Source organism: Paractinoplanes rishiriensis (assembly GCF_016862375.1).
Lineage (GTDB): Bacteria > Actinomycetota > Actinomycetes > Mycobacteriales > Micromonosporaceae > Actinoplanes > Actinoplanes rishiriensis.
The window spans coordinates 271,484-291,636 of sequence record NZ_BOMV01000057.1; the positions used below are offsets into that span (position 1 = coordinate 271,484).

Below are 20,153 nucleotides of genomic sequence, written 5' to 3' on the forward strand. Positions count from 1 at the left end.
AACAGCTCACATGCGGGCGGCTGCTGCCCTGATCGCCTCGCGGATCCGGGGGTAGGTGCCGCAGCGGCAGATGTTGCGGATGCCGTCCAGGTCCGCCTCGGTGATCTCGCGACCCTCGGCGGCCACCCGCCGGACCAGGGCCACCGCGGTCATGATCTGGCCGGGCTGGCAGTAGCCGCACTGGACCACGTCCAGGTCGAGCCACGCCTGCTGCATGGGGTGCAGGGCGGAGCCGGCCAGGCCCTCGATCGTCACCACCTCGTCGGTGGGGCTCAGATCGCCGACCGGGATGGCGCACGGGCTCACCGCCTCGCCGTTGAGGTGACTGGTGCACGCCTTGCAGACGTCGATGCCGCAGCCGTATTTCGGGCCGGTGATGCCGAGGATGTCGCGCAAAACCCAGAGCAGGCGTACGTCGTCGGGCACGTCGACGGTGACCGGGGTGCCGTTGACCCGGAACGAGGGCACTTTTCCTCCAAGCAGGTCACGCGGGAAGGGGTGGGATCGTCGGTTTCGGGGTGAACGACAGCGTGCCGTGGTTGATCGGAAACGTGGTCGGCATCGTTCCGGTGGCCCGGGCGTAAGCGCACGCGACCGCCGCGAAGGCCGTGGGGACGCCCAACTCGCCGGCGCCGCCGGGCTTGTCCGCGGTGCTGGGCAGGACGATGATCTGCACGACCGGCGGGGTGTTCCACATCCGGGTGTAGAAGTAGTTGTCCCAGCTCGCCTCGAGGAAATAGCCGTCGCGCAGGTGCAGGCTCGCGGTCAGGGCCAGCGCGATGCCGTCCATGATGCCGCCCATCATCTGCGCCTGCAGGCCCAGCGGGTTGACCACCAGGCCCACGTCCACGGCGAACACCGCCCTGGTGACGCGCGGGCCGCCGACGCCGTCGCGGATCGGGCGGCCGGTGGTCGCGGGCCGGCAGTCGATCTCGATGAGGGCGGCGCTGACCGACTTGTACTCGGAGTGGAAGGCGATGCCCTGCGCGGTGCCGGGCGGCATCGGCCGGCCCCAGCCGCCGGCCTCGGCGACCCGGTCCAGCACGGCCCGGGAGCGCTCGTCGCGCAGGAAGTTCCGGCGGAAGCGGTACGGGTCCTGGCCCATCCGGGCGGCGACCTGGTCGACCACGAGTTCCCGCGCGCACGTCGCGTCCGGTGAGTACACCGCCCGCATGCTGCCGGTGTTGAAACCCCGGTCGGTCTCGCTGAGCAGCCGGCTCACGCTGCCGAAGCGGTACGGCGAGGTCTGGCTGAACTGGAAGAACGTCTGGGCGAACGCGGCGTCCCCGATCGGCAGTTTCGCCGCCATCGCGGTGAGCAGCTCGCCGAGCCCGTGTCCGAGGTCCGTGCTGACGCTGGTGTGCCGCTGTTCGTAGCCGAGCACCACGTTACCGGCGTAGGCGATGCGCACCCGCGAGGTTGCCATCGGGTGGGTGCGGCCCTGGCGCGTGTCGTCGGCCCGGTGCCACATCAGCTTGACCGGCTTGCCGATTTTCTGGGACAGCTCGGCGGCCTCCAGGGCGGCGTCGAAGAAGAGCTTTCGGCCGAACGAGCCACCGCCCTCGACGACGTGCACGGTGACCCGGCTGACCGGCAGCCCCAGCCGGGCCGCGATGGCCTGCCGGGCGACGATCGGCGACTTCAGCGAGGACCAGATCTCGGCCCGGTCGGCGCGCACGTCGGCGATCGCGCAGTTCGGCTCCAGCGCGCTGTTGCTGCGGAACGCGAAGGTGAATTTTCCTTCCACGTACGGGGTCGGCGGCCGCGGGCCGAGCGGGAGCTCCGCGGCGGCCAGTTCGCGTAGCACGGTGTCGTCGGACTTGCCCTCCGCGGTGCCGGGCCGCCAGCTGACCCGCAGCGCGCGGACGGCGTCGATGCACTGGCCGAAGGTGTCGGCGCGGACCGCCACCCCGGTGGAGATGACCTGGACGTCGGTTACGCCGGGCATTTCCCGTACGTCGCCGAGGTTGGCGACTGTGCCGACCTTGCCGTTGATGGTCGGCGGGCGGCACACCATGGCCGGTTTCGCGCCGGGGACGGCCAGGTCCATGGCGAACTTCTTGCGTCCGGTCACCGCGTCCAGCGCGTCGATGCGCCCGTGCGGCCTGCCGATGACGGTGAGCTTCTCCCGCGGCGTGAGCTCCACCGGCACGGCCAGGGTGCCGGGGCTGGCGGCCTTGCCGGCGAGCGCGCCGATGCCGATGCTGCGGCCGGTCCGGTCGGTGATCACGCCGGCCGCCAGCCGCAGGTCGGCGACCGTGGTGCCGAACTCGTTCGCCGCCGCGGCCAGCAGCCGGTACCGGGCGACGGCGGCGGCCACCCGGATCGGCGTATGGGTGGCGATGGTCGTGTTCGAGCCGCCGGTGAGCTGGTTGAACAGCAGCTCCGGCCGGGCGTCGGCCAGGCTCACCCGGACCCGGCTCACCGGCACGCCCAGTTCCTCGGCGATCAGCATCGCGGTCGAGGTGGTGATGCCCTGGCCGACCTCGGCCCGGGGCAGCGCGAACGACACCGTGCCGTCGGTGCCGACCTCGACGGTGATCAGGCCGGAGGTCGGCAGCGCGGCGGCGGTCATGATGTCGTTGAGGTCGAGCAGTTCGGTGAGATCGGGTGAGGGCAGCTCGGAGCCGGCGGTCACCAGGATCGGGGCCGCCAGCACATATCCGAGGAACCGCCGTCGCGGCAGGGGACCGGTCATTACTCGGGGCGGTTGACGGCCGGGATCTCGATCTTGGTCTCCCGGCCCTTGGTCAGATAGAACAGGATGTACTGCCGGGCGGCCTCGTCGAGGACCCAGGCGGTCTCCGGCACCAGCGGCAGTGGGATCAGCCCTTCGCGGAACTTCACCAGCAGCGGCCAGGCGGTGGCGATCAGCGGCTCCCACAGTGGCTCGCGGGGGATCTGGTCCCAGTCCGCGACCTGGTTGCCGACCAGATAGCGGGCCAGGGCGTTGACCAGCGGCCGGCTGATGCTCGCCGGGCTGGTCTGCTCGGCCAGTTGTCCGAGCAGGATGTCGGTGAGCTCGACGCCCTCGCGGGTCGGGCCCATGTTCGGCGGCAACACCCGGTCGGACTGCGTGTTGGCGGCCGCCCAGGTGGCCGGTATGTACTCGTCGCGGACCCCGAGCAGGTGCGCGGTGACCTGCCAGACGTGCAGGTACGCCTGGGAGTCCGCGGCGGTGATCGGCACCTGCCAGTCGCGCATCTTGCGCATCGCGTACGTGGGCAGCGTGTGCCAGGTGACCAGGATGTCCTCCTGGCTGATCGGGACGCCCCAGCGCCAGTGCGGCGACTGCTGGAGCAGGTGCCGCACCGCGGCGTGCACCAGCCGGGTCTTGACCGCCTGGACGATGCAGTCGCCCTGCGGCCGGTACGCGTTCAGCGAGCCGACCGAGAAGCCGAGCAGGCTGGTCTTGGCGACCCGGTCCTCCATGTCGGCGCCGCCCTTGGAGTAGTAGACCGACCACGCCTCCTTGGGGATCGCGGTGCTCAACATGCCGCCGCCGACCCCGTTGAGCAGGTTGAGATAGAGCCCGCGGGACTTGTTGAACTGCGCCGCGGCCTCCAGCTTGGCGCGGTCGGCCCAGGGCGGCAGTTGACGGGCCTTCTCCATGAAGTCCCGCAGATAGCCCGGTAGCCCGTCGGGGAGCGGCTGGTCGTTGCGGGTCCAGTTCCACAGCAGCCGGTTGACCTCGGGGACCGCGCCGCTGTCGAGCAGTTCGGCGGAGACCGGGTCGGCCTCGGCGTCCCAGATGCCCCGCGGGCCGGGTCGGCGGCCCGGGCCGGGGCTGCGATCCCGAGCGCGCCGAGCGCTCCCAGGGCCCCGCCGGACACCAGCACCTTGCGTCTGCTCATCTCGGCCATGCTCAGGCTCCCGTCGGTCGGTTGGTCACCGGGATCTCGATGCTGATCGGCCGCGCCTCGGACAGGAACAGCAGCGCGGCCCGGCGCAGGAACTCGTCGAACAGCCAGTACGCCTCCGGCGCGAGCGGGAACGGCAGCAGGCCCTCGCGCACCGCGATGAACGGGCCCCAGGCGGTACGCAGCAGCGGATCCCAGACCGGCTCGCGCGGGATCCGCAGCCAGCCGGCGATCTCGTCGCCGAGCATGAACCGGGTGAACGCGCCCAGCACCGGCTTGCTGAGGATGCCGAGGTCGATCGAGGAGCCCAGGTTGAGCAGGATGTCGGCCAGCTTGATGCCCTCCGGGGTGGGTGCCAGCACCGGATCGAGGACCTGCGCGGCCTGGGTGTTCGCCTCGTCCCACGAGGCCGGGATGTATTCGTCCCGGACACCGAGCAGGTGCGCGCCCACCTGCCACGAGTGCAGGAACGCCTCGGACTCGGCCGCCGGGATCGGCACCCGCCACGCGGCCAGCTTCTGCATCACGGTGGTGGGCAGGCTGTGCCAGGTGACCATGATGTCGCGCTGGCTGATCGGGATGTCCTCGTCGGCCACCTGCGCCCAGTACGGCGACTGCGGCAGCAGGTGGCGCACGGCCGCGTGCACCAGCCGGGTTTTGACCCCGGTCACGATCATTTCACCGTCGGGCTGGTACGCGCTGACCGCGCCGATGTCGTACCCGAGCTTGGCGGTCTTGGAGATGCGGTCCTTCATGTCCGCGCCGCCCTGCGAGTAGTAGACGGCCCGGGCCTCCTTCGGGATGACCGTGCTCATCATGCCGCTGGCCAGCCCGTACAGGACTCCGAGGTAGAGCCCGCGCTTCTGGTTGAAGGTGACCGCGGTGGCCAGCTTGCGCTGGTCGGTCCACGGCGGGAGCTGCCGGGCGCGGGTCATGAAGTCGCGCAGGTCGGCCGGCAACCCGTCGGGCAGCGGCTGGCCGTTCTTGGTCCAGGTGCGCAGCAGCGCGTTGACCCGGGGTACGTCGCCGCGGTCGATGAGCGAGGCGACCAGCGGGTCGGCCTCGGAGTCCCAGACCCATCGCGGGTCGGCGCCGGCCCCCGTGCCCGCCACCGAGCCTTTCGGGGACCACGTCCACGGGACCGGCGCCGCGGCGACCAGCGCGCCCGCCTTCAACAGATTGCGTCTTGAGAGTGGCTTCACGTCGCTCCTCCTCCGTGAGGGCGGTGATACGCTGAAACAAGAAGTGCTTCGATGTATCACACATGAGAACACAGTGTGTCGGCGCTCACAAGACGGAATTGATACAGTGATACAAATTGCGTCAAGGCATGTCGGGGAGAGCGATGGAGTCGCTACTGGGCCGAGCGCTGGCCGAAGTGCTCGAACAGCCCGATGCCGACGGCGCACACGACGAGGTCACCACGCGCCTGCTGGACGCCGCGTTCGACCAGTTCTGCCGGATGGGGATCCGGCGCTCCACCATGGAGGACGTGGCCCGCCGCGCCGGCGTCTCCCGGATCACCGCCTACCGCCGCTTCACCAACAAGGACGCGCTGGTGGCGCAGGTGGTCCGGCGCGAGTTCCGGCGCTACTTCGACCAGTTCCTGATCGACATCAGCGAGGCGCGCACGGCGGCCGACCGGGTGGTGGCGGGCTTCGTCTCGTCGCTGCAGGTGATCCGGCGCAACCCGCTGATCGGCGGCCTGATGGCGGTCGAGCCCGACGTGCTGCTCCCGTCGATGATCGGCGACGGCGGCCAGACCCTGTCCACGGTCCAGCGCTTCGTGGCCGGCCAACTGCGCCGCGAGCAGGCCACCGGCCACATCTCCGCCGAGGTCGACGTCGAGGTGGTGGCCGAGCTGATGACCCGGCTGTGCGCGTCCTTCCTGGTGATCCCCAGCCACGTGATCGACCTCGACGACGACGAGCAGTTGCGCGCGTTGGCCCGCCGCTTCATCGTGCCCATGCTGGAACCATGACAACGGCCCGGGAGCCGAAGCACCCGGGCCGCGTGTCAAAACTGGTCAGGAGGCTGGGATCTTGCCGACCACGCCGGTGACGAAGTAGTCGATCGACTCGATGGTCTTGTAGTCGGGGACGGTGCCGGCCGGGACCCGCTCCTTGCCGTCCTGGTCGACGACCGGGCCCAGGAACGGCGAGCCGTCCTTGCTGATCTTTGCCATCGCGGTCTCGACCAGTTTCTTGGTCTCGTCGGTGACGGCGGGGCCGTAGGGCGACTGCACGAACGGGTTGTCGCCGGTCTTGAGGCCGACGCGGAAGTTCGCGTTGTAGGGGGAACCGGTGAACGAGCCGGCCAGGACGGTCTTGACCATGGTGGTGTAGAGCGGGCCCCAGTTCCACTGCGAGCCGGTCAGCCAGCCCTTCGGGGCCAGCGCCGTGGCGTCGGCGTGGTAGCCGACCGTGAACCTGCCGGCGGCCTCGGTGGCCCGGATCACGGTGGCGGTGCAGTCCTGGTGCTGGCTGATCACGTCGACGCCCTGGGCGAGCAGGCTCTTGGCGGCCTCGGCCTGTTTGGCGGGGTCGCACCAGCTGGACGTGTTCACCACGTACGTCTTGGCGGCGGGGTTGACCGAGGCCGCCCCGAGCTGGAACGCGTTGATGTTGTCCAGGGTCTGCGAGATGGGGAAGGCGTACACGTACCCGAGCTTGTTGGTCCTGGTTGTCTTTCCGGCCACGATGCCGGCCAGGTAGACCGGCTCGTAGACGGTGCCGAAGTAGGTGCCGAAGTTGGGCGGCACCGCGCCGTCGACGATGTTGCCCTGCTGGAGGACGACGACGTCCGGGTTCGCGGCGGCCACCTTGAGGGCGGGGTCCTTGTGCCCGTACGAGGTCGCGAAAATGATCTTTGCGCCCTTGCGGATCATGCCCTCCATCACGCGCGCGGCGTTGTCGTCCTCGGGGACGTTCTCCGCGGTGAGCACCTCGAGGTCCGGGTACGCCTTGGCGACCGCCTGGCTGCCCTCGTACGCGGCCTGGTTGTAGCCGTAGTCGTCCTTGGGGCCGACGAAGATGAAGCCGATCTTGTCGCCGCCGGTGCCGGGCGCGGCGGACGACGCTCCGCCGGGGGCGGCGGTGCTGCTGTTGGTGGCGCAGGCGGCGAGCAGGGTCGCGGCCGCGGCTAGCGCCAGCACACTTCTCAACGAACGCATGGGGACACCTCTTTATCGGGCGGGGGTGAGATCGAAGACGCGGGACAGGTCTTCCGGCGCCGCGTTCACACGGCGGCGGCCGAGCACGATGAGCGCGGCGATGGTGACCAGGTACGGCAGGGCGTCCAGGGCGAACTGGTTGAAGCCGAAGCCGCGGGCCTGCAGCGCGGGGGAGAGGGCCAGCGCGGCGCCGAACAGGTAGGCGCCGCCGACCGCGCGCAGCGGGTGCCACGCGGCGAAGATGACCAGCGCGACGGCGATGAAGCCGCGCCCGGCCGTCATGTTCTCGAACCAGGCATTCGCGTACGCCGTGGACAGGTGCGCGCCGCCGATCCCGGCCAGCAGCCCGCCGCCGACCACCGCGAGGTAGCGGACCAGCACCGGCGAGTGCCCGTAGGTGGCCAGCGCCGCGGGCCGCTCGCCGGCGCCGCGCACCACCAGGCCCCACCGGCTGCGGAACAGCAGCCACCACAGCGCCGGCGCCAGCAGGTAGGAGGCGTAGACCAGCGGGTCGTGGTTGAACAGAATCGGACCGACCGCCGGGAGATCGGACAAAATCGGGATGGGGTACGCCCGGAAGGGCTCGATCGCCTTGCCGACGTACGCGGCTCCGAACATCGCGGTCAGCCCGCCGCCCAGGAACAGCACCACGAGGCCGGTGGCCAGCTGGTTCGCGCCCCGGGCCAGCACCATGAACGCGTGCACCGCGGCCAGCAGCGCGCCGGCCAGCATGCCGGCCACCAGGCCCGCCCAGGGACTTGAGGTCTCGGCGGTGATCGCGTACGCGGCCAGGCAGCCGGCCAGCATGCTGCCCTCGGTGCCGAGGTTGATGACGCCGGCGCGTTCGGCGAGCGTCTCGCCGAGCGCCGCGTACAGGATGGCCGTGCCGCCCCGGACGCCGCCGGCCAGCACCTCGACAACGATCATGACTTGCTCCTCGCGAGCCGGCTGCCGAGGACGACCAGCAGGACGACGGCCATCAGGACGTTGAGCGACGCGGCCGGCAGGCCCGCGTCGATCTGCAGGCTGTCGGCGCCCATCGCGATCGCGGCCAGCAGCAGCGCGGCCAGCCCGATCCGCAGCGGCCGGTGCATCGCCAGCCAGCTGGCCAGGAAGCCGATGTAGCCGAAGTTGAGCGCCAGGCCGGGCCGCAGCTTGAACTCGGTGCCGGCGAAGTGGACCAGGCCGGCCAGCCCGGCCAGCGCGCCGCCGACCAGCATCGCGGACAGCAGCAGCGGGCCGACCCGCAGCCCGGCGCGGCGGGCCGCCTCCGGGTTGCCGCCGACCACCCGCAGCTTGAAGCCCCAGGACGTGTACTTCAGCGCCCACCACACCCCGGCCATGGCCAGCAGGGCGAGCACGATCCCGGCGTTGACCGTGCCGCCGGTCACGAACAGCGGGAGCCGGGCGGTCTCCTCGAGCGGGCGGGAGGACGGCTGACCGAACCCGGACGCGTCCTTCCACGGGTCGTAGATCAGCCCGAGCATGATGTCGATCGCCACGAAGTTGAGCAGCAGCGTGCTGATCGCCTCGTTCACCTTGACGGTCAGCCGCAGCCCGGCGGCGAGACCGGCCCAGGCGGCGCCGGCGGCCATCGCGGCCACCATCATCAGGAGCAGCACGAGGCCGCCGGGCAGCCGCTGGTCGGCGATCAGGCCCACGCCGGCCGCCGCGACCGCGCCGATCACGATCTGACCCTCGCCGCCGACGTTGAGCAGCCCGGCGCGGGCCGGTACCGCGACCGCCAGGCCGGCGAGCAGCAGCACCGCGGCGCGCACCAGCACCGTCTGCGCCTGCACCGGGTCGGCCAGGGAGAGCAGCATGTCCCCGTACATGGTCAGGGGGTTGATGCCTTTTGCCGCGGCGAAGGCCCCGAAGATGACCGGGGCGCCGAGAACCGCGACGATCCAGCGTGGCGCCTGTCGATTGTCGACAAAGCGTGGCACGGAAATGGCCGTCATGCCGCCACGCCTCCCAACATCAGCTGGCCGATCGCATAGCGGTCGGTCTCGGCGGGGCGGACCACGCCGGCGAGGTGGCCGTCGTGCAGCACCGCGATGCGATCCGAGATGGACAGCAGCTCGTCCAGGTCCTCGGAGACCACCAGCACCGCGGCGCCCGCGTCCCGCTGCTCGATGAGCAGCTCCTGGGTCCGGCGGGTGGTGGCGATGTCCAGACCCCGGCTCGGGTACGCGGCGACCACCACCGAGGCCGGTTCGCCGAGCGCCCGGGTCAGCACCACCCGCTGGATGTTGCCGCCGGACAGCTCGCCCAGCACCCGGGTCCGGGCCGCCATCCGCAGCCCGGTGGCGGCGTCCCGCTTGTCGGCCCCGGCGGCCACCGCGCGCCAGTCGATGCCCAGCCCGCGGCGGGGTGTGTCACCCAGGGCCAGGTGTTCGAGCACGGTGAGGCCCGGCACCACGGCATCGGTGACCGGGTCCTCCGGGATGTCGACGGCGCCCGCGGCGATCGCGTCCCGCGGCCGGCCGACCGGGCGGCCGGCCAGGCGTACGGTGCCCTCGGTGGTTTTCCGAAGTCCGAGGATCACCTCGCAGAGCTCGCGCTGACCGCTGCCGGCCACGCCCGCAACGCCCACCACCTCGCCGGGCCGGATCGTCAGGTCGACGCCGGACAGCGCGGTGTGGCCACGGTCGCCGGCCACGTGCACGCCGGACAACTCCACCACCGGCGCCGCGGCCTCGTGCGTCCGGCGGTCCCGGGCCAGCGGCGGCACCGCACGGCCGACCATCGCCTCGACCAGTTCCGCGTCGGTGTGGCCGGCCGGGTCGGCGTTGCGCAGCACCACCCGACCGCCGCGCAGCACGGTCACCCGGTCGGCGATCGCGCGGGCCTCGTTCAGCTTGTGCGTGATGATCACCAGCGAGAGCCCCGCCTGCCGCAGCGCCCGCATCGCGGCGAACAGCGCGTCCACCTCCTGCGGGGCGAGCACGCTGGTCGGTTCGTCGAGGATGAGCAGCCGGCAGCCGCTCATCAGGACCTTGAGGATCTCGACGCGCTGCCGCTCGCCGATCGAGAGGTGGCGGACCAGGGCGTCCGGGTGCACCGGCAGGCCGTAGCGGTCGGCGGCCCCGGCGATGTCGCGGGACAGCCGCCGCCGGTTGAAGCGTGGCCCGCGCAGCGGCAGGGCCAGCCCGATGTTCTCGGCCACGGTGAACGCCGGCACCAGCCGCATGTCCTGGAAGACCATGCCGATGCCGGCCGCGCGGGCCGCCGCCGGCGAGGTGAGTGGGGTCGGTACGCCGTTGACGTGGAACTCGCCGGCGTCGGGCCGGTAGACGCCGTAGATGAGCTTCATCAGGGTGCTCTTGCCGGCACCGTTCTCGCCGAGCACCGCGTGCACCTCGCCGGCAGCCACCTCGAAGTCGACCCCGTCGTTGGCGACGACGTCACCGAAGCGGCAGGTCAGCCCGCGTACCGCGAGCAGCGCCGGCGCGGTGGCGGGCGGTGCATCGAGCGATGGATGCGTGGTCATGCGTCCTATAGGACTGCTCGATCGTTTCGGCCACGTGTCACGGTCGTAACGGGTGATGTTTCGCGGTTGGCCTATAGGATGCGGGCATGGCGATCACGGGTTTGCCCCGGCTCGAGCGGGCGGCGGCGGGCAGCACCGGCGACCGGGTCCGCGACATGCTGGCCGAGGCGATCCTCAGCGGGTTGCTGCCCGAGGGCGCCCACCTCAACGCCGACTCGCTGGCAAAACAACTAGGAACAAGCCACATCCCGGTACGCGAGGCGCTGCGCTCCCTGGGGGCCGACGGCTGGATCGACTACCGGCCACACCTGGGCGCGTACGTCCGGGCCCGCACCGAACACGAACTGGCCGATCTCTTCGAGGCCCGCCTGGAAACCGAGTGCCGCACGATGGCCCTGGCCGCCGAACGCCGCACCGCGGACCAACTGGCCGACCTCGACGAGATCCTGTCCCGGCAGGCGACCGCCGACGACCCGGTCGCCCTGGCCCGCATCAACGCCGAGTTCCACATCGCGGTCGCGGCCTGCTCGCAGAACGAACTGATGGCCGGCTTCATCCGGACGCTGAGCATGCGGGCCCGCTTCTACTTCTCGGCGGTCGCCCCACACCGCAAGGAGCAGTCGCTGCGCGACCATCGCGCGATCGTCGAGGCACTGCGCCGCCGCGACAGCACCGAGGCGGAACGGATCGGCCGCGCCCACGTCACCAGCACCCGGTTGGACGTGTCCCGCTCGCTGAGCCGGACTTCGCTATCGTCACCGGCATGCGAGTCGGTCGATGGTCGTTGGTCGTAGCCGCGGCGGTGCTGCTCACCGGCTGCGCCCGCCCCGGTGACCCCGGCGCCCAACTGTCGCCCTTGGTCGTCCGCAGCGGCGAGGCCACGGCGTCGGCCGTCGCCGTCACCCGGCCGCCCCGCCCGGGCGAGGCGTCGTGCGGGATCGGCGCCCGCCCGCGCCCGTCCGCGAACCCGTCGGAGTCCTGGGACGTGAACGACGCACGCGAGCGGGCCCGCCGCGCCCTGATCGCCGCGAACCCGCCGACCCCGCTGCGCGGCGCGGTCCCGCCGGACGCCATCCCCGGCGCCGAGTCCTGCATCATGCGCCTGCGGATGGACTTCTCGCTGCGGTCCGCCGGCGGTTCCGCCGACGAGCGCGGCGTCGAGGACTCGCTGCGCGCGGCCGGCCTGACCGCCATCGAGGTGACCTCGGGCCCGGCCTTCACCGCGTCCACCGGCTACGCCTGCATCCACGGCACCCTGCCCGACGACTTCACCATCGGCCCGCTGGCCGCCGACGGCTCCTGCCGCCCATGACGGCAGACCGCGCGGCGGGCACGGGCGAAGAGCGGCAGGAGGGCGGGGACGGTTAATCGCGCTGCCCCGGGGCACCCGGCCACTATGACAACGTCGACCAATGAGTTCGCGGTGGTTACCGGTGCGTCCAGCGGTATCGGGTACGAGCTGGCCCGGCAGTTCGCCGAGCACGGGTACGACCTTTTGATCACCGCCGAGGACACCGCGATCGAGCAGGCCGCCACCGATCTGCGCCGGGACGGCCGGACCCAGGTGACCGCGGTCCGGGCCGACCTGGCAACCTACGACGGGGTGGAACAGGTCTGGGACGCCATCCGGCGCACCGGGCGGCCGGTGGACGCGATCGCGCTCAACGCCGGCCGGGGCATCGGCGGCGACTTCACCCGGCAGACCGACCTGGCCGAGGAACTGGACGTGATCGACGTCAACGTCACGTCGACCGTGCACCTGGCCAAGCGGGTGCTGCCGGACATGGTGGCGCGCGACGCCGGGCAGGTGCTGTTCACGTCCTCGATCGCGTCCACCATGCCGGGCACCTACCAGGCGGTCTACAACGCGTCCAAGTCGTTCGTGCAGTCGTTCGCCGAGGCGTTGCGGGCCGAGCTCAAGGACAGCGGCGTGACCGTGACGTCGCTGATGCCGGGGCCGACCGACACCAACTTCTTCCACCGCGCCGAGATGGACGACACCAAGGTCGGCGCCGGCCAGAAGGACGACCCGGCGCTGGTCGCCAAGCAGGGCTTCGAGGCGATGCGCAAGGACAAGGAGAAGGTGGTCGCCGGCTCGCTCAAGACCAAGGCGCAGGGTGTGGCCAGCAAGGTGACGCCGGACCGGGTCAAGGCCGAGATGCACCGCAAGATGGCCGAGCCGGGCAGCGCGGAGTAACACCCGGTTTTCCTCAACCGGGGCGGCGGGGTTCCGATCAGCGGAGGTCGTACGCCGAGCACGAGGTTGAGGAGACACCCGATGGGGCGACGTGGCTGGTTGCCGGTGTGGCCGCTGGTGTTGCTGGGGCTGAACTCGGCGCTCCTGCTCGCCATGAGCGGCAGCGCGGATTACGAGGCCCGTAAGTGGATTCTCGGCCTCGTCGCCAACGTGATCGGCCTGAGTGTGACGCTCTGGGCCGCCTTCCAGCGCGGCGTGCCGGCCCGGCAGCGCCGCCCGTGGAAGTTCTTCGCGGCGTACTGGATGCTGCTTCTGGCCTCGGCGACCTTCATGATGGCGGCGTTCCGCGACCCGGCGCACCAGGACATGACGATGATGATCCCGGGCGCGATGCTGTGGGTGGCGGCGGGCATCCCGACGCTGCTCGCGCTGCTGTCGTTCCCGGTGCGCAGGATGTCCGGTTCCGAGCGGATCCGGTTCGGGCTGGACATGGCGACCGTGTGCGGCGGCGGCTTCATCCCGCTGTGGTTCCTGGTGCTCGCCCCGGTGGTGGGCAGCGACTGGGACACCCGGCACGCGTTCACCATCGCCCAGCCGATCGAACACCTGCTGCTGATCTTCGTGGCCTCCGCGGTGCTGCTGCGGGCCGGCATCACCTCGGTGCGGCACCCGCTGGCGATCATCCTGAGCGGGCAGGCCGTCATCGCGGTCGGCGTGGTCTGGGTGGCCTACCTCATGGTCCAGGGCGGGACCATGCCGGGCGTCCCGCTCGACCTGGTCCTCCAGGGCGGCACCTACCTGCTGGTGCTCGGCATGGCGGTGCAGGTGCGCAACGCCGGCCGGACCGACGCCGAGACGGTGGCCGGCCCGAACACCCGGCGACCGGCGCTGGTCCCGTACGTGGCCCTGGGTCTTGGTTACAGCTGCCTGGTCGCGGCGGCATTCGGCCGGGAAGCGGGCCTGTGGGCCGGCATGATCGGCGGCGCGCTGGTGATGACCGGCGCGGTGGCCGCCCGGCAGATCTTCGCGCTGCGCGAGAACCACCACTTCGTGGTCCGCGACGCCCTCACGGGGCTGGCCAGCCGGATCTTCCTGCACGACATGCTGCACCGGGCGGTCGAGCGCACCAAGCGCACCTCGCGACCCACCGCGGTGCTGCTGATCGACCTCAACGGCTTCAAGCCGATCAACGACAAGTACGGGCACGCGGCCGGCGACGAACTGCTGACCGCGTTCGGCGCCCGGCTGGGGTCCTGCGTGAGCACTGGCGACACGGTGGGCCGGCTGGGCGGCGACGAGTTCGCGGTGGTGCTGCCGGACGTCACCGACGCGATGTCCGCGCTGCGGGTCGCCGACACGATCATCGCCACCTGCGTCGAGCCGTTCACGGTGGCCGATCACGAGGTGCTGGTCGGCGCGAGCATCGGCGTCAGCATCAACGGCGACGGCGAGCCGCTGACCGGGCACGAGTTGCTGCGCCGGGCGGACGTCGCGATGTACCGGGCCAAGCAGCACAGCGCGGGCAACGCGTACCTCTATGACCTGAGCATGGACATCGACCCGGACTCGGTCCCCGAGCCCACCCCGATGCCCGGCCTGTCCACCGACGAGCTCGCCGAGCTCGACCGGCTGCGCAGCCGGATCGCCGACCTGGAGCGCAAGGGGCTGAGCGCGGCGGGTGCGATGACTGAGTCGGTATCCCGGTAAGTCGTTGCACGCGGCTCCATCCTGGACCAGGGTGGGCTGGTGAATCTGTTTCGCACGGTGACCGGACTGTCCGCGGCGCTGCTCGGCGCCGGCCTGCTCGTGACCCCGGTGTCGGCGGCCCCGCCCGCCGAGCCGTCCACCCGCGACTTCGGCAACGGCCCGGAGCGCAACGAGATAGCCGCAACCATTCCCGAGGGTGGCACCCTGACCACGCTGGCGGCGCCGGACACCCGCTGGACGCCGCCGCGCCGGGGCTACCCGAGGCAGAACGACCTGCGGGAATACCCGGTCAACCCGGACGACCGGTCGATCAAGCTGGGCCTGGTGCCGTACCACGGCATCGCGCCGCGGCTGAACGCGCTGCAGGACGCCTCGCAGCGGGTGTCGGCCGAGGTCGTGGGGCAGTCCGCGCTGGGCCGCGAGCTCTACCTGGTGACCCTGACCGCGCCGGAGTCCGCGGCCGAGAGCGCCCGGCAGGACCGCTGGCGCGAACAGATCGAGGACGACCCGGCCGCCGCGAAGCGGGACCGCGCGCTCGCGAAGGGCTACAAGACGCCGGTCTGGATCAACGCGAACATCCACGGCGACGAGTGGGAGGGCACCGACGGCTCGCTGCGGGTCATCGAGCGGCTGGCCACCGCCACCGACGCCGCGACCGCCGCGTTTCTGCGCCGCAGCCGGGTGTACGTGACCGTGACCAACAACCCGGACGGCCGGATCGCCGGCACCCGGGCCAACGGCGCCGGCTTCGACATCAACCGCGACCACGCCACCAGCTCGCAGCCCGAGTCGCGGGCGGTACGGGACGTGGTGATCGCGACCCAGCCGTTCGTGATGCTCGACGAGCACGGTTACACCGGCACCACGCTGATCGAGCCGGCCACCCCGCCGCACGGCCAGAACTACGAGTACGACCTCTACATCAAGCACGCGCTGCCGAACACGCTCGGCATGGAGGCCGCGATCCAGGCGCTCGGCAAGCCGGAGACCGCGCGGGCCGACATCCCGTTCCGCGACTACGCGCCGGGTGACTGGGACGACTGGCCGCCGATCTTCACCCCGATGTACGCGATGTACCAGGGCGCGATCGGGCACACCGTGGAGATCCCGCTGCGGGTCAACCGGGCCGACTACGACAACCTGCCGGTCGAGGAACTGCGCCGCCGGTCCGCGCTGAACACCGACGTGGCCGAGGCGACCATCGAGGCCGCCCTGCGCTACTCCGACACCAACCGGGCCACGCTGCTGGCCGACCAGATCGAGCAGTTCCGCCAGGGCTGGGCGGGCGCGCCGTCGCCGCAGATCCCGGACGGCTTCGTGGACGGCTTCGGGCCCGAGGACCGCTATTCGACCGAGTTCCCGCGGGCGTACGTGATCCCGGTGGGTCCGGCCCAGCGCTCCGCCCCCGCCGCCGCTCGCCTGGTTGACCACCTGGTGTCGCACGATGTGCGGGTGACCCAGGCCCGCCGCGACTTCACCCTGAACGGCCGGCGTTACCCGGCCGGCTCCTACGTCGTGGACATGCACCAGCCGAAGCGCGGTCTGGCCAACGTGCTGCTCGAGGCCGGCCGGGACATCTCCGAGCTGGTGCCGCAGATGTATGACATCTCGGGTTGGAGTCACCGGCTGCTCTGGGGCGCCTCGGTCGACATCAGCCGCTCGGCAGCTCCGCGGGTGTCCACACGTCCGGTGACCGTGGCTGCCGGCACCGGTTTTGTGCCCAGCGGTCGTGGCGATCTGGCGCTGACCCTGCGCGACGCGGCCGACATCCGGGCCGTCAATGCGCTGGCCGACCTCGGTGTCCCGCTGAGCCGCACATCCGCGGCCACCGTCGTGGTTCCGGCCGCGGGGCGCGCCTCGGCCAAGGCGGTTTCCCAGCAGTTCGGCGTACGTTTTGAGCCGGCGCCCCGCGGTGTGCCGCGCACCCCGTTCGAGAAGCCGGTGCTGGCCGCCGCGGTGTCCGCCGACGAACTGTTCGCCCTCCGGGACATGGGCTTCGAGGTCCGTACCGTGTCCACCGCCCTGCTGAACGCGGGCGCCGATCTGTCCGGTGTGGACGTGCTGCTGGTCTCGTCGGGCCTGTCCTACCTCGGGTTGAACGCCACCGCGAAGGCCGCGGTCGACCGCCTGCTGGCCGGCGGGGGAGTGGTGACCCGGGGCGGCACCGGCGCGGCCTTCAACACGGCCGCCGGGCTGCTGCCGGCCACCGCGGTCCTCGGCCGCGGCGACGCCAACGGCGTGGTGTCGGTGCAGAACACCGGCGCGGTGGTCGGTGCCGGCTCGCTGCCGCACTCGTTCGTCTACTCGCCGATCTGGTTCACCGGGTCCGGTTTCACCGTGGAGCAGCGCTACGCGGCCGATCCGCTGGTCGCGGGGCACTGGGTGCCGAACGCGGCCGGCGTGGGCGGGCCGGAGCAGGCGGCCGGCCAGGCCTCGGTGGTCTCCGGGGCGACGGCCCGCGGCGGGAAGGCGGTGCTGTTCGGCACCGAGCCGCTGTTCCGGGCCCACCCCAAGGGGTTGTACGCGCAGTTCGCGCGGGCCATCTACTGGTCCGCGCCGTAGTCGCTGCCGCAACAGACAGAACGGGCGCGCCAATTGCCGGCGCGCCCGTTCCTTCTTGCGTCCCTCGTGATTACTCGCCGGAGGGTGCGGTCAGGGCCGTACCCAGCCGGGCCGGTGTGCCGAAGTTCGGCGTGCCGTCCGCGTTCCAGGTGAACTTCTGGGCGCGGGTGGAGCGGTTCATGTCGCAGCCGCCGGAGGCGCTGCTGTTGGCGTGGTAGACGATCCAGTCTTCGGTGCCGTCGGGGGATTTGAAGAAGCCGTTGTGGCCGGGTGCGTAGACGCTGTTGGCGTCGTTGCGTTCGAAGACCGGGGTGGACTTCTTGGTCCAGTGGCTCGGGTTCATCGGGTCGGTGCCGGTCAGGGTCACCAGGCCCAGCTTGTAGTCCGGTCCCCAGCAGGCCGATCCCGAGTAGACCACCATGACCTTGCCGTTGTGGTAGAGCGGCTCGGGTCCTTCGGCGACCGGTGCGGTCTGGCGTTCCCAGGACAGCGTCGGTGAGATGAACCGGACCCGGGAGCCGGACAGCGTCCACGGGTTCGACATCCGCTGGATGAAGTTGGACTGTCCCGCGCCGTCCCCGCCGTACGTGGCCATCAAATAGAGGTTGCCGTTGACCTGCAGCACGCTGGCGTCGAGCGACCAGTCGTTACCGAGGTCGGCTTTGAAGGTGTAGGGGCCCATCGGGTCGGTGCCGGCGGACTCGAGGACGTGCAGGCGTTGGGTGGGGTTGTAGTCGGAGACGTTCTGTCCGGCGGTGTAGTAGAAGTACCAGCGGCCGTTGAGCAGGTGGAACTCCGGCGCCCACATGTTGCAGCAGCCGTTCGGCCGGCTGGACAGGTTGAAGATCACCTGGTCGGTCGCGTTCGCCAGCCCGGCCAGGGTGGCCGACCGGCGCATGGTGATGGTCGAGTTCCAGGTCGTGGTGGCCAGGTAGTAGAAGCCGTTGTGGTACTGCAGCCACGGGTCCGGGCCGTTGCGCTTGATCGGATTCGTGAACGTCGCGGTCGGGTTGGCCGTCGGCGGCGTCGTCGGAGCCGTGGTGGGCGCGATGGTCGGGGCGGTGGTCGGCGCGGTCGTCGGCGCGGTGGTCGGGGCCGCCGTGCCGGTGCAGGCCACCCCGTTGAGGGCGAACGACGTCGGGACCGGGTTGGTCGAGCCGCTGTTGCTGCCGTTGAAACCGAACGTCGTGGTGCCGTTGGTGGCCAGGCCGCCGTTCCAGGAGGCGTTGGCCGCGGTCACCGCCGCGCCGGACTGAGTGATGGTCGCGTTCCAGCCCTGGTTGACGGTCTGCCCGGCGCCGAAGCTCCAGGTCAGCGACCAGCCGTTGAGCGCGTCGCCGAGGTTGGTGACGCTGACGTCGGCGGTGAAGCCGCCGCTCCACTGGGACGTGACCGTGTAGCGGGCCGAACAGCCCGCCGCGGCCGCGTTCGCGGTCACCGCGGCGATCACGCCGGCGCCGGCGGCTACCGCGCCGACCGCGCCGGCCGCGAGCCAGCGGCGCAGAACTTGGGGATTGGTCATGGGGGAATCCACTCTCAGTAGGCGAACGGCCAGCCGGCCGTGTCGTACCCGATCAGGTTGATGCCCAGCCGGGAGGCGCCGCTGTCGGTGTAGTAGTGGTAGGTGAGGACTTCGGCGTCGGTGTCGGCGAACACGTGTTGGTGTCCCGGGCCGTGGATGCTGCCGCGGCCGGCGAGGACCTCGGTGCCGCCGCCGGAGTTCATGGCGGTGCCGTTGCGGTCGACGAACGGGCCGTTCGGGCTGGTCGAGCGGCCGACCATGATGCGGTAGGTGGAGTCGGCGCCGGCGCAGCAGCGGTCGAACGAGACCCACAGGTAGTAGTAGTTGCCGTGTTTGAACATGGTCGGTGCCTCGATGGCGCCGCCGTTACGGCCGGCGATGGCGCGGATCGTAGTGTCCGAACGCTTTCCGGTGGCCGGGTTGATCGCGACCTGTTTGAGGCCGGACCAGAACGAGCCGAAGTTCAGCCACCACCGGCCGGCGTCGTCGACGAACAGGTCCGGGTCGATGGCGTTGAAGTTGTCCGAGGTCTGCGACTCGATGACCAGGCCCTGGTTGGTCCAGGAGCCGCTGGCGCCGGTGGGGCTGGTGGCGAGGAAGATCGCGGACCGGTTGGAGCCGAAGGTCGAGGCCGAGTAGTACAGGTAGTACTGGTTGTTGCGGAACGAGATGTGCGGTGCCCACAGGTTGCTGCTGCCGCCGGTGTACGGGGTGGTCCACGAGGCGCCGTTGGGGAAGACGGTGCCCGCGGCCCGGAACGCGGTCCGGTCCGTCGAGGTGGACAGCGGGATGTTGTTACCGGTCTGGGCCACGATGTAGGTGCCGCCCGACGTCTTCACGATCGTCGGGTCGTGGGTGCCGACGGCGCCGGTGACCGGGCCCGGTCCGGGGTAGGACGCGGGCGGCACGGTCGGGGTGGCGACCGGGTTCGCCGTGGGCGGGGTGGTGGTCGGCGGCGTGGTCGGGGGGGCCGTTGTGGGAGCCGTCGTCGGCGGGGCCGTGGTCGGCGTTGTCGTCGGCGGCGCCGTGGTCGGGGCCGTCGTCGGTGCCGTTGCTCCGGTGCAGGCCACGCCGTTCAGCGCGAACGACGTCGGCGCCGGGTTGCTGCCGGTCCACGAGCCGTTGAAGCCGAACGAGGTCGTCGCGTTGGTGCCGAGACCCCGGTTCCAGCTGGCGTTCGTCGCGGTAACCTGCGCCCCGCTCTGCGTCACGCTCGCGTTCCAGGCCTGCTGTACGGTCTGGCCGGCGCCATACGACCAGGTCAGCGTCCACCCGTCGAGCGGGTCACCGAGGTTGGTGACCGCCACGTTGCCGGTGAACCCGCTGTTCCACTGCGAGCCGACACTGTAGACCACGCTGCATCCGGCGGCGGCGGCCGACGCGACGGCGACCGCCACTCCGGCACCCGCGGCCGCGGTGACCGCCACGGCGCCGGCCAGCAGCGCCCGGCGCCTGGTTGCACGCACTTTCACACGGAACTCCCTCCGAGTTGGGAGCCGCCGGTCCGCAAGCTGTTCCCACGACGCCAAGAGCGCGACGCGGTGGCTATCCACATCTATCTATGCAGAGGCAGTGTTAACGCTAACTCACGCCAGGTCAAGGCCACTCGTGCCCACAAGCATCGAATTAAGTACCCTTCA

General features: G+C 71.1%; 16 protein-coding genes. 6 read left to right on the forward strand and 10 right to left on the reverse strand.

Features of this window, described 5'->3' with window-relative positions; all coding sequences use genetic code 11:
* Window positions 1–6 precede the first annotated feature (6 nt).
* The 4 genes from Ari01nite_RS25720 to Ari01nite_RS25735 all read right to left on the reverse strand — a co-directional run bounded on the left by Ari01nite_RS25720 (window position 7) and on the right by Ari01nite_RS25735 (window position 5,062).
* Window positions 7–468 carry a (2Fe-2S)-binding protein gene (locus Ari01nite_RS25720; protein ID WP_203784723.1) on the reverse strand — a complete coding sequence of 154 codons (462 nt, stop codon included), beginning with the start codon at window positions 466–468 and terminating at the stop codon, window positions 7–9.
* Window positions 469–484: 16 nt separating this feature from the next.
* Window positions 485–2,698 carry a molybdopterin cofactor-binding domain-containing protein gene (locus tag Ari01nite_RS25725; protein WP_203784724.1) on the reverse strand — a complete coding sequence of 738 codons (2,214 nt, stop codon included), beginning with the start codon at window positions 2,696–2,698 and terminating at the stop codon, window positions 485–487.
* Window positions 2,698–3,612, reverse strand: coding sequence for an oxygenase MpaB family protein (locus tag Ari01nite_RS25730; protein WP_239163017.1), 915 nt, complete (start codon window positions 3,610–3,612; stop codon window positions 2,698–2,700). Before Ari01nite_RS25730 ends, Ari01nite_RS25725 begins: the two co-directional genes overlap by 1 nt.
* 253 nt (window positions 3,613–3,865) lie before the next feature.
* Complete coding sequence (locus tag Ari01nite_RS25735; protein ID WP_203784725.1) at window positions 3,866–5,062, reverse strand: oxygenase MpaB family protein; 1,197 nt, start codon at window positions 5,060–5,062, stop codon at window positions 3,866–3,868.
* Between the two features lie 143 nt (window positions 5,063–5,205).
* Between Ari01nite_RS25735 and Ari01nite_RS25740 the strand changes: the two genes are divergently transcribed.
* Window positions 5,206–5,841 (forward strand): TetR/AcrR family transcriptional regulator, encoded by a 636-nt coding sequence (locus Ari01nite_RS25740; protein ID WP_239163018.1) that lies wholly within the window; start codon window positions 5,206–5,208, stop codon window positions 5,839–5,841.
* 45 nt (window positions 5,842–5,886) lie between these two features.
* On the opposite strand, the gene Ari01nite_RS25745 is transcribed toward Ari01nite_RS25740, so the two are convergent.
* Genes Ari01nite_RS25745 through Ari01nite_RS25760 form a run of 4 tightly spaced genes read right to left on the reverse strand, consistent with a single transcriptional unit; the run spans window position 5,887 to window position 10,525 of the window.
* Window positions 5,887–7,032 (reverse strand): BMP family ABC transporter substrate-binding protein, encoded by a 1,146-nt coding sequence (locus Ari01nite_RS25745; RefSeq protein ID WP_203784727.1) that lies wholly within the window; start codon window positions 7,030–7,032, stop codon window positions 5,887–5,889.
* Between the two features lie 12 nt (window positions 7,033–7,044).
* A complete protein-coding gene (locus Ari01nite_RS25750; protein ID WP_203784728.1) occupies window positions 7,045–7,959 on the reverse strand; it encodes an ABC transporter permease in 915 nt (304 codons plus the stop codon).
* Window positions 7,956–8,993 carry an ABC transporter permease gene (locus Ari01nite_RS25755; RefSeq protein ID WP_203784729.1) on the reverse strand — a complete coding sequence of 346 codons (1,038 nt, stop codon included), beginning with the start codon at window positions 8,991–8,993 and terminating at the stop codon, window positions 7,956–7,958. Before Ari01nite_RS25755 ends, Ari01nite_RS25750 begins: the two co-directional genes overlap by 4 nt.
* Complete coding sequence (locus tag Ari01nite_RS25760; protein WP_203784730.1) at window positions 8,990–10,525, reverse strand: ABC transporter ATP-binding protein; 1,536 nt, start codon at window positions 10,523–10,525, stop codon at window positions 8,990–8,992. Before Ari01nite_RS25760 ends, Ari01nite_RS25755 begins: the two co-directional genes overlap by 4 nt.
* 86 nt (window positions 10,526–10,611) lie before the next feature.
* On the opposite strand from Ari01nite_RS25760, the gene Ari01nite_RS25765 reads away from it, so the two are divergent.
* From Ari01nite_RS25765 to Ari01nite_RS25785, 5 genes are all read left to right on the forward strand, one after another.
* Window positions 10,612–11,319 (forward strand): GntR family transcriptional regulator, encoded by a 708-nt coding sequence (locus Ari01nite_RS25765; RefSeq protein WP_203784731.1) that lies wholly within the window; start codon window positions 10,612–10,614, stop codon window positions 11,317–11,319.
* Entirely contained in the window at window positions 11,289–11,837 is a 549-nt protein-coding gene (locus Ari01nite_RS25770; RefSeq protein ID WP_203784732.1) for a hypothetical protein, read from the forward strand. The genes Ari01nite_RS25765 and Ari01nite_RS25770 overlap by 31 nt, the downstream gene beginning before the upstream one ends.
* Before the next feature lie 84 nt (window positions 11,838–11,921).
* Entirely contained in the window at window positions 11,922–12,722 is an 801-nt protein-coding gene (locus Ari01nite_RS25775; RefSeq protein ID WP_203784733.1) for an SDR family NAD(P)-dependent oxidoreductase, read from the forward strand.
* A gap of 81 nt (window positions 12,723–12,803) precedes the next feature.
* The gene (locus tag Ari01nite_RS25780; RefSeq protein ID WP_203784734.1) at window positions 12,804–14,429 is read left to right on the forward strand and encodes a GGDEF domain-containing protein; all 1,626 of its coding nucleotides are present in this window, start codon (window positions 12,804–12,806) and stop codon (window positions 14,427–14,429) included.
* Between the two features lie 39 nt (window positions 14,430–14,468).
* Window positions 14,469–16,991: a M14 family zinc carboxypeptidase gene (locus Ari01nite_RS25785; protein ID WP_203784735.1), complete on the forward strand. Its 2,523-nt coding sequence runs from the start codon at window positions 14,469–14,471 to the stop codon at window positions 16,989–16,991.
* Window positions 16,992–17,061: 70 nt separating this feature from the next.
* On the opposite strand, the gene Ari01nite_RS25790 is transcribed toward Ari01nite_RS25785, so the two are convergent.
* Both Ari01nite_RS25790 and Ari01nite_RS50030 read right to left on the reverse strand, forming a co-directional pair.
* Window positions 17,062–18,513 (reverse strand): family 43 glycosylhydrolase, encoded by a 1,452-nt coding sequence (locus Ari01nite_RS25790; RefSeq protein WP_203784736.1) that lies wholly within the window; start codon window positions 18,511–18,513, stop codon window positions 17,062–17,064.
* Window positions 18,514–18,527: 14 nt separating this feature from the next.
* Window positions 18,528–19,985 (reverse strand): family 43 glycosylhydrolase, encoded by a 1,458-nt coding sequence (locus tag Ari01nite_RS50030; protein ID WP_239163019.1) that lies wholly within the window; start codon window positions 19,983–19,985, stop codon window positions 18,528–18,530.
* Window positions 19,986–20,153 lie beyond the last annotated feature (168 nt).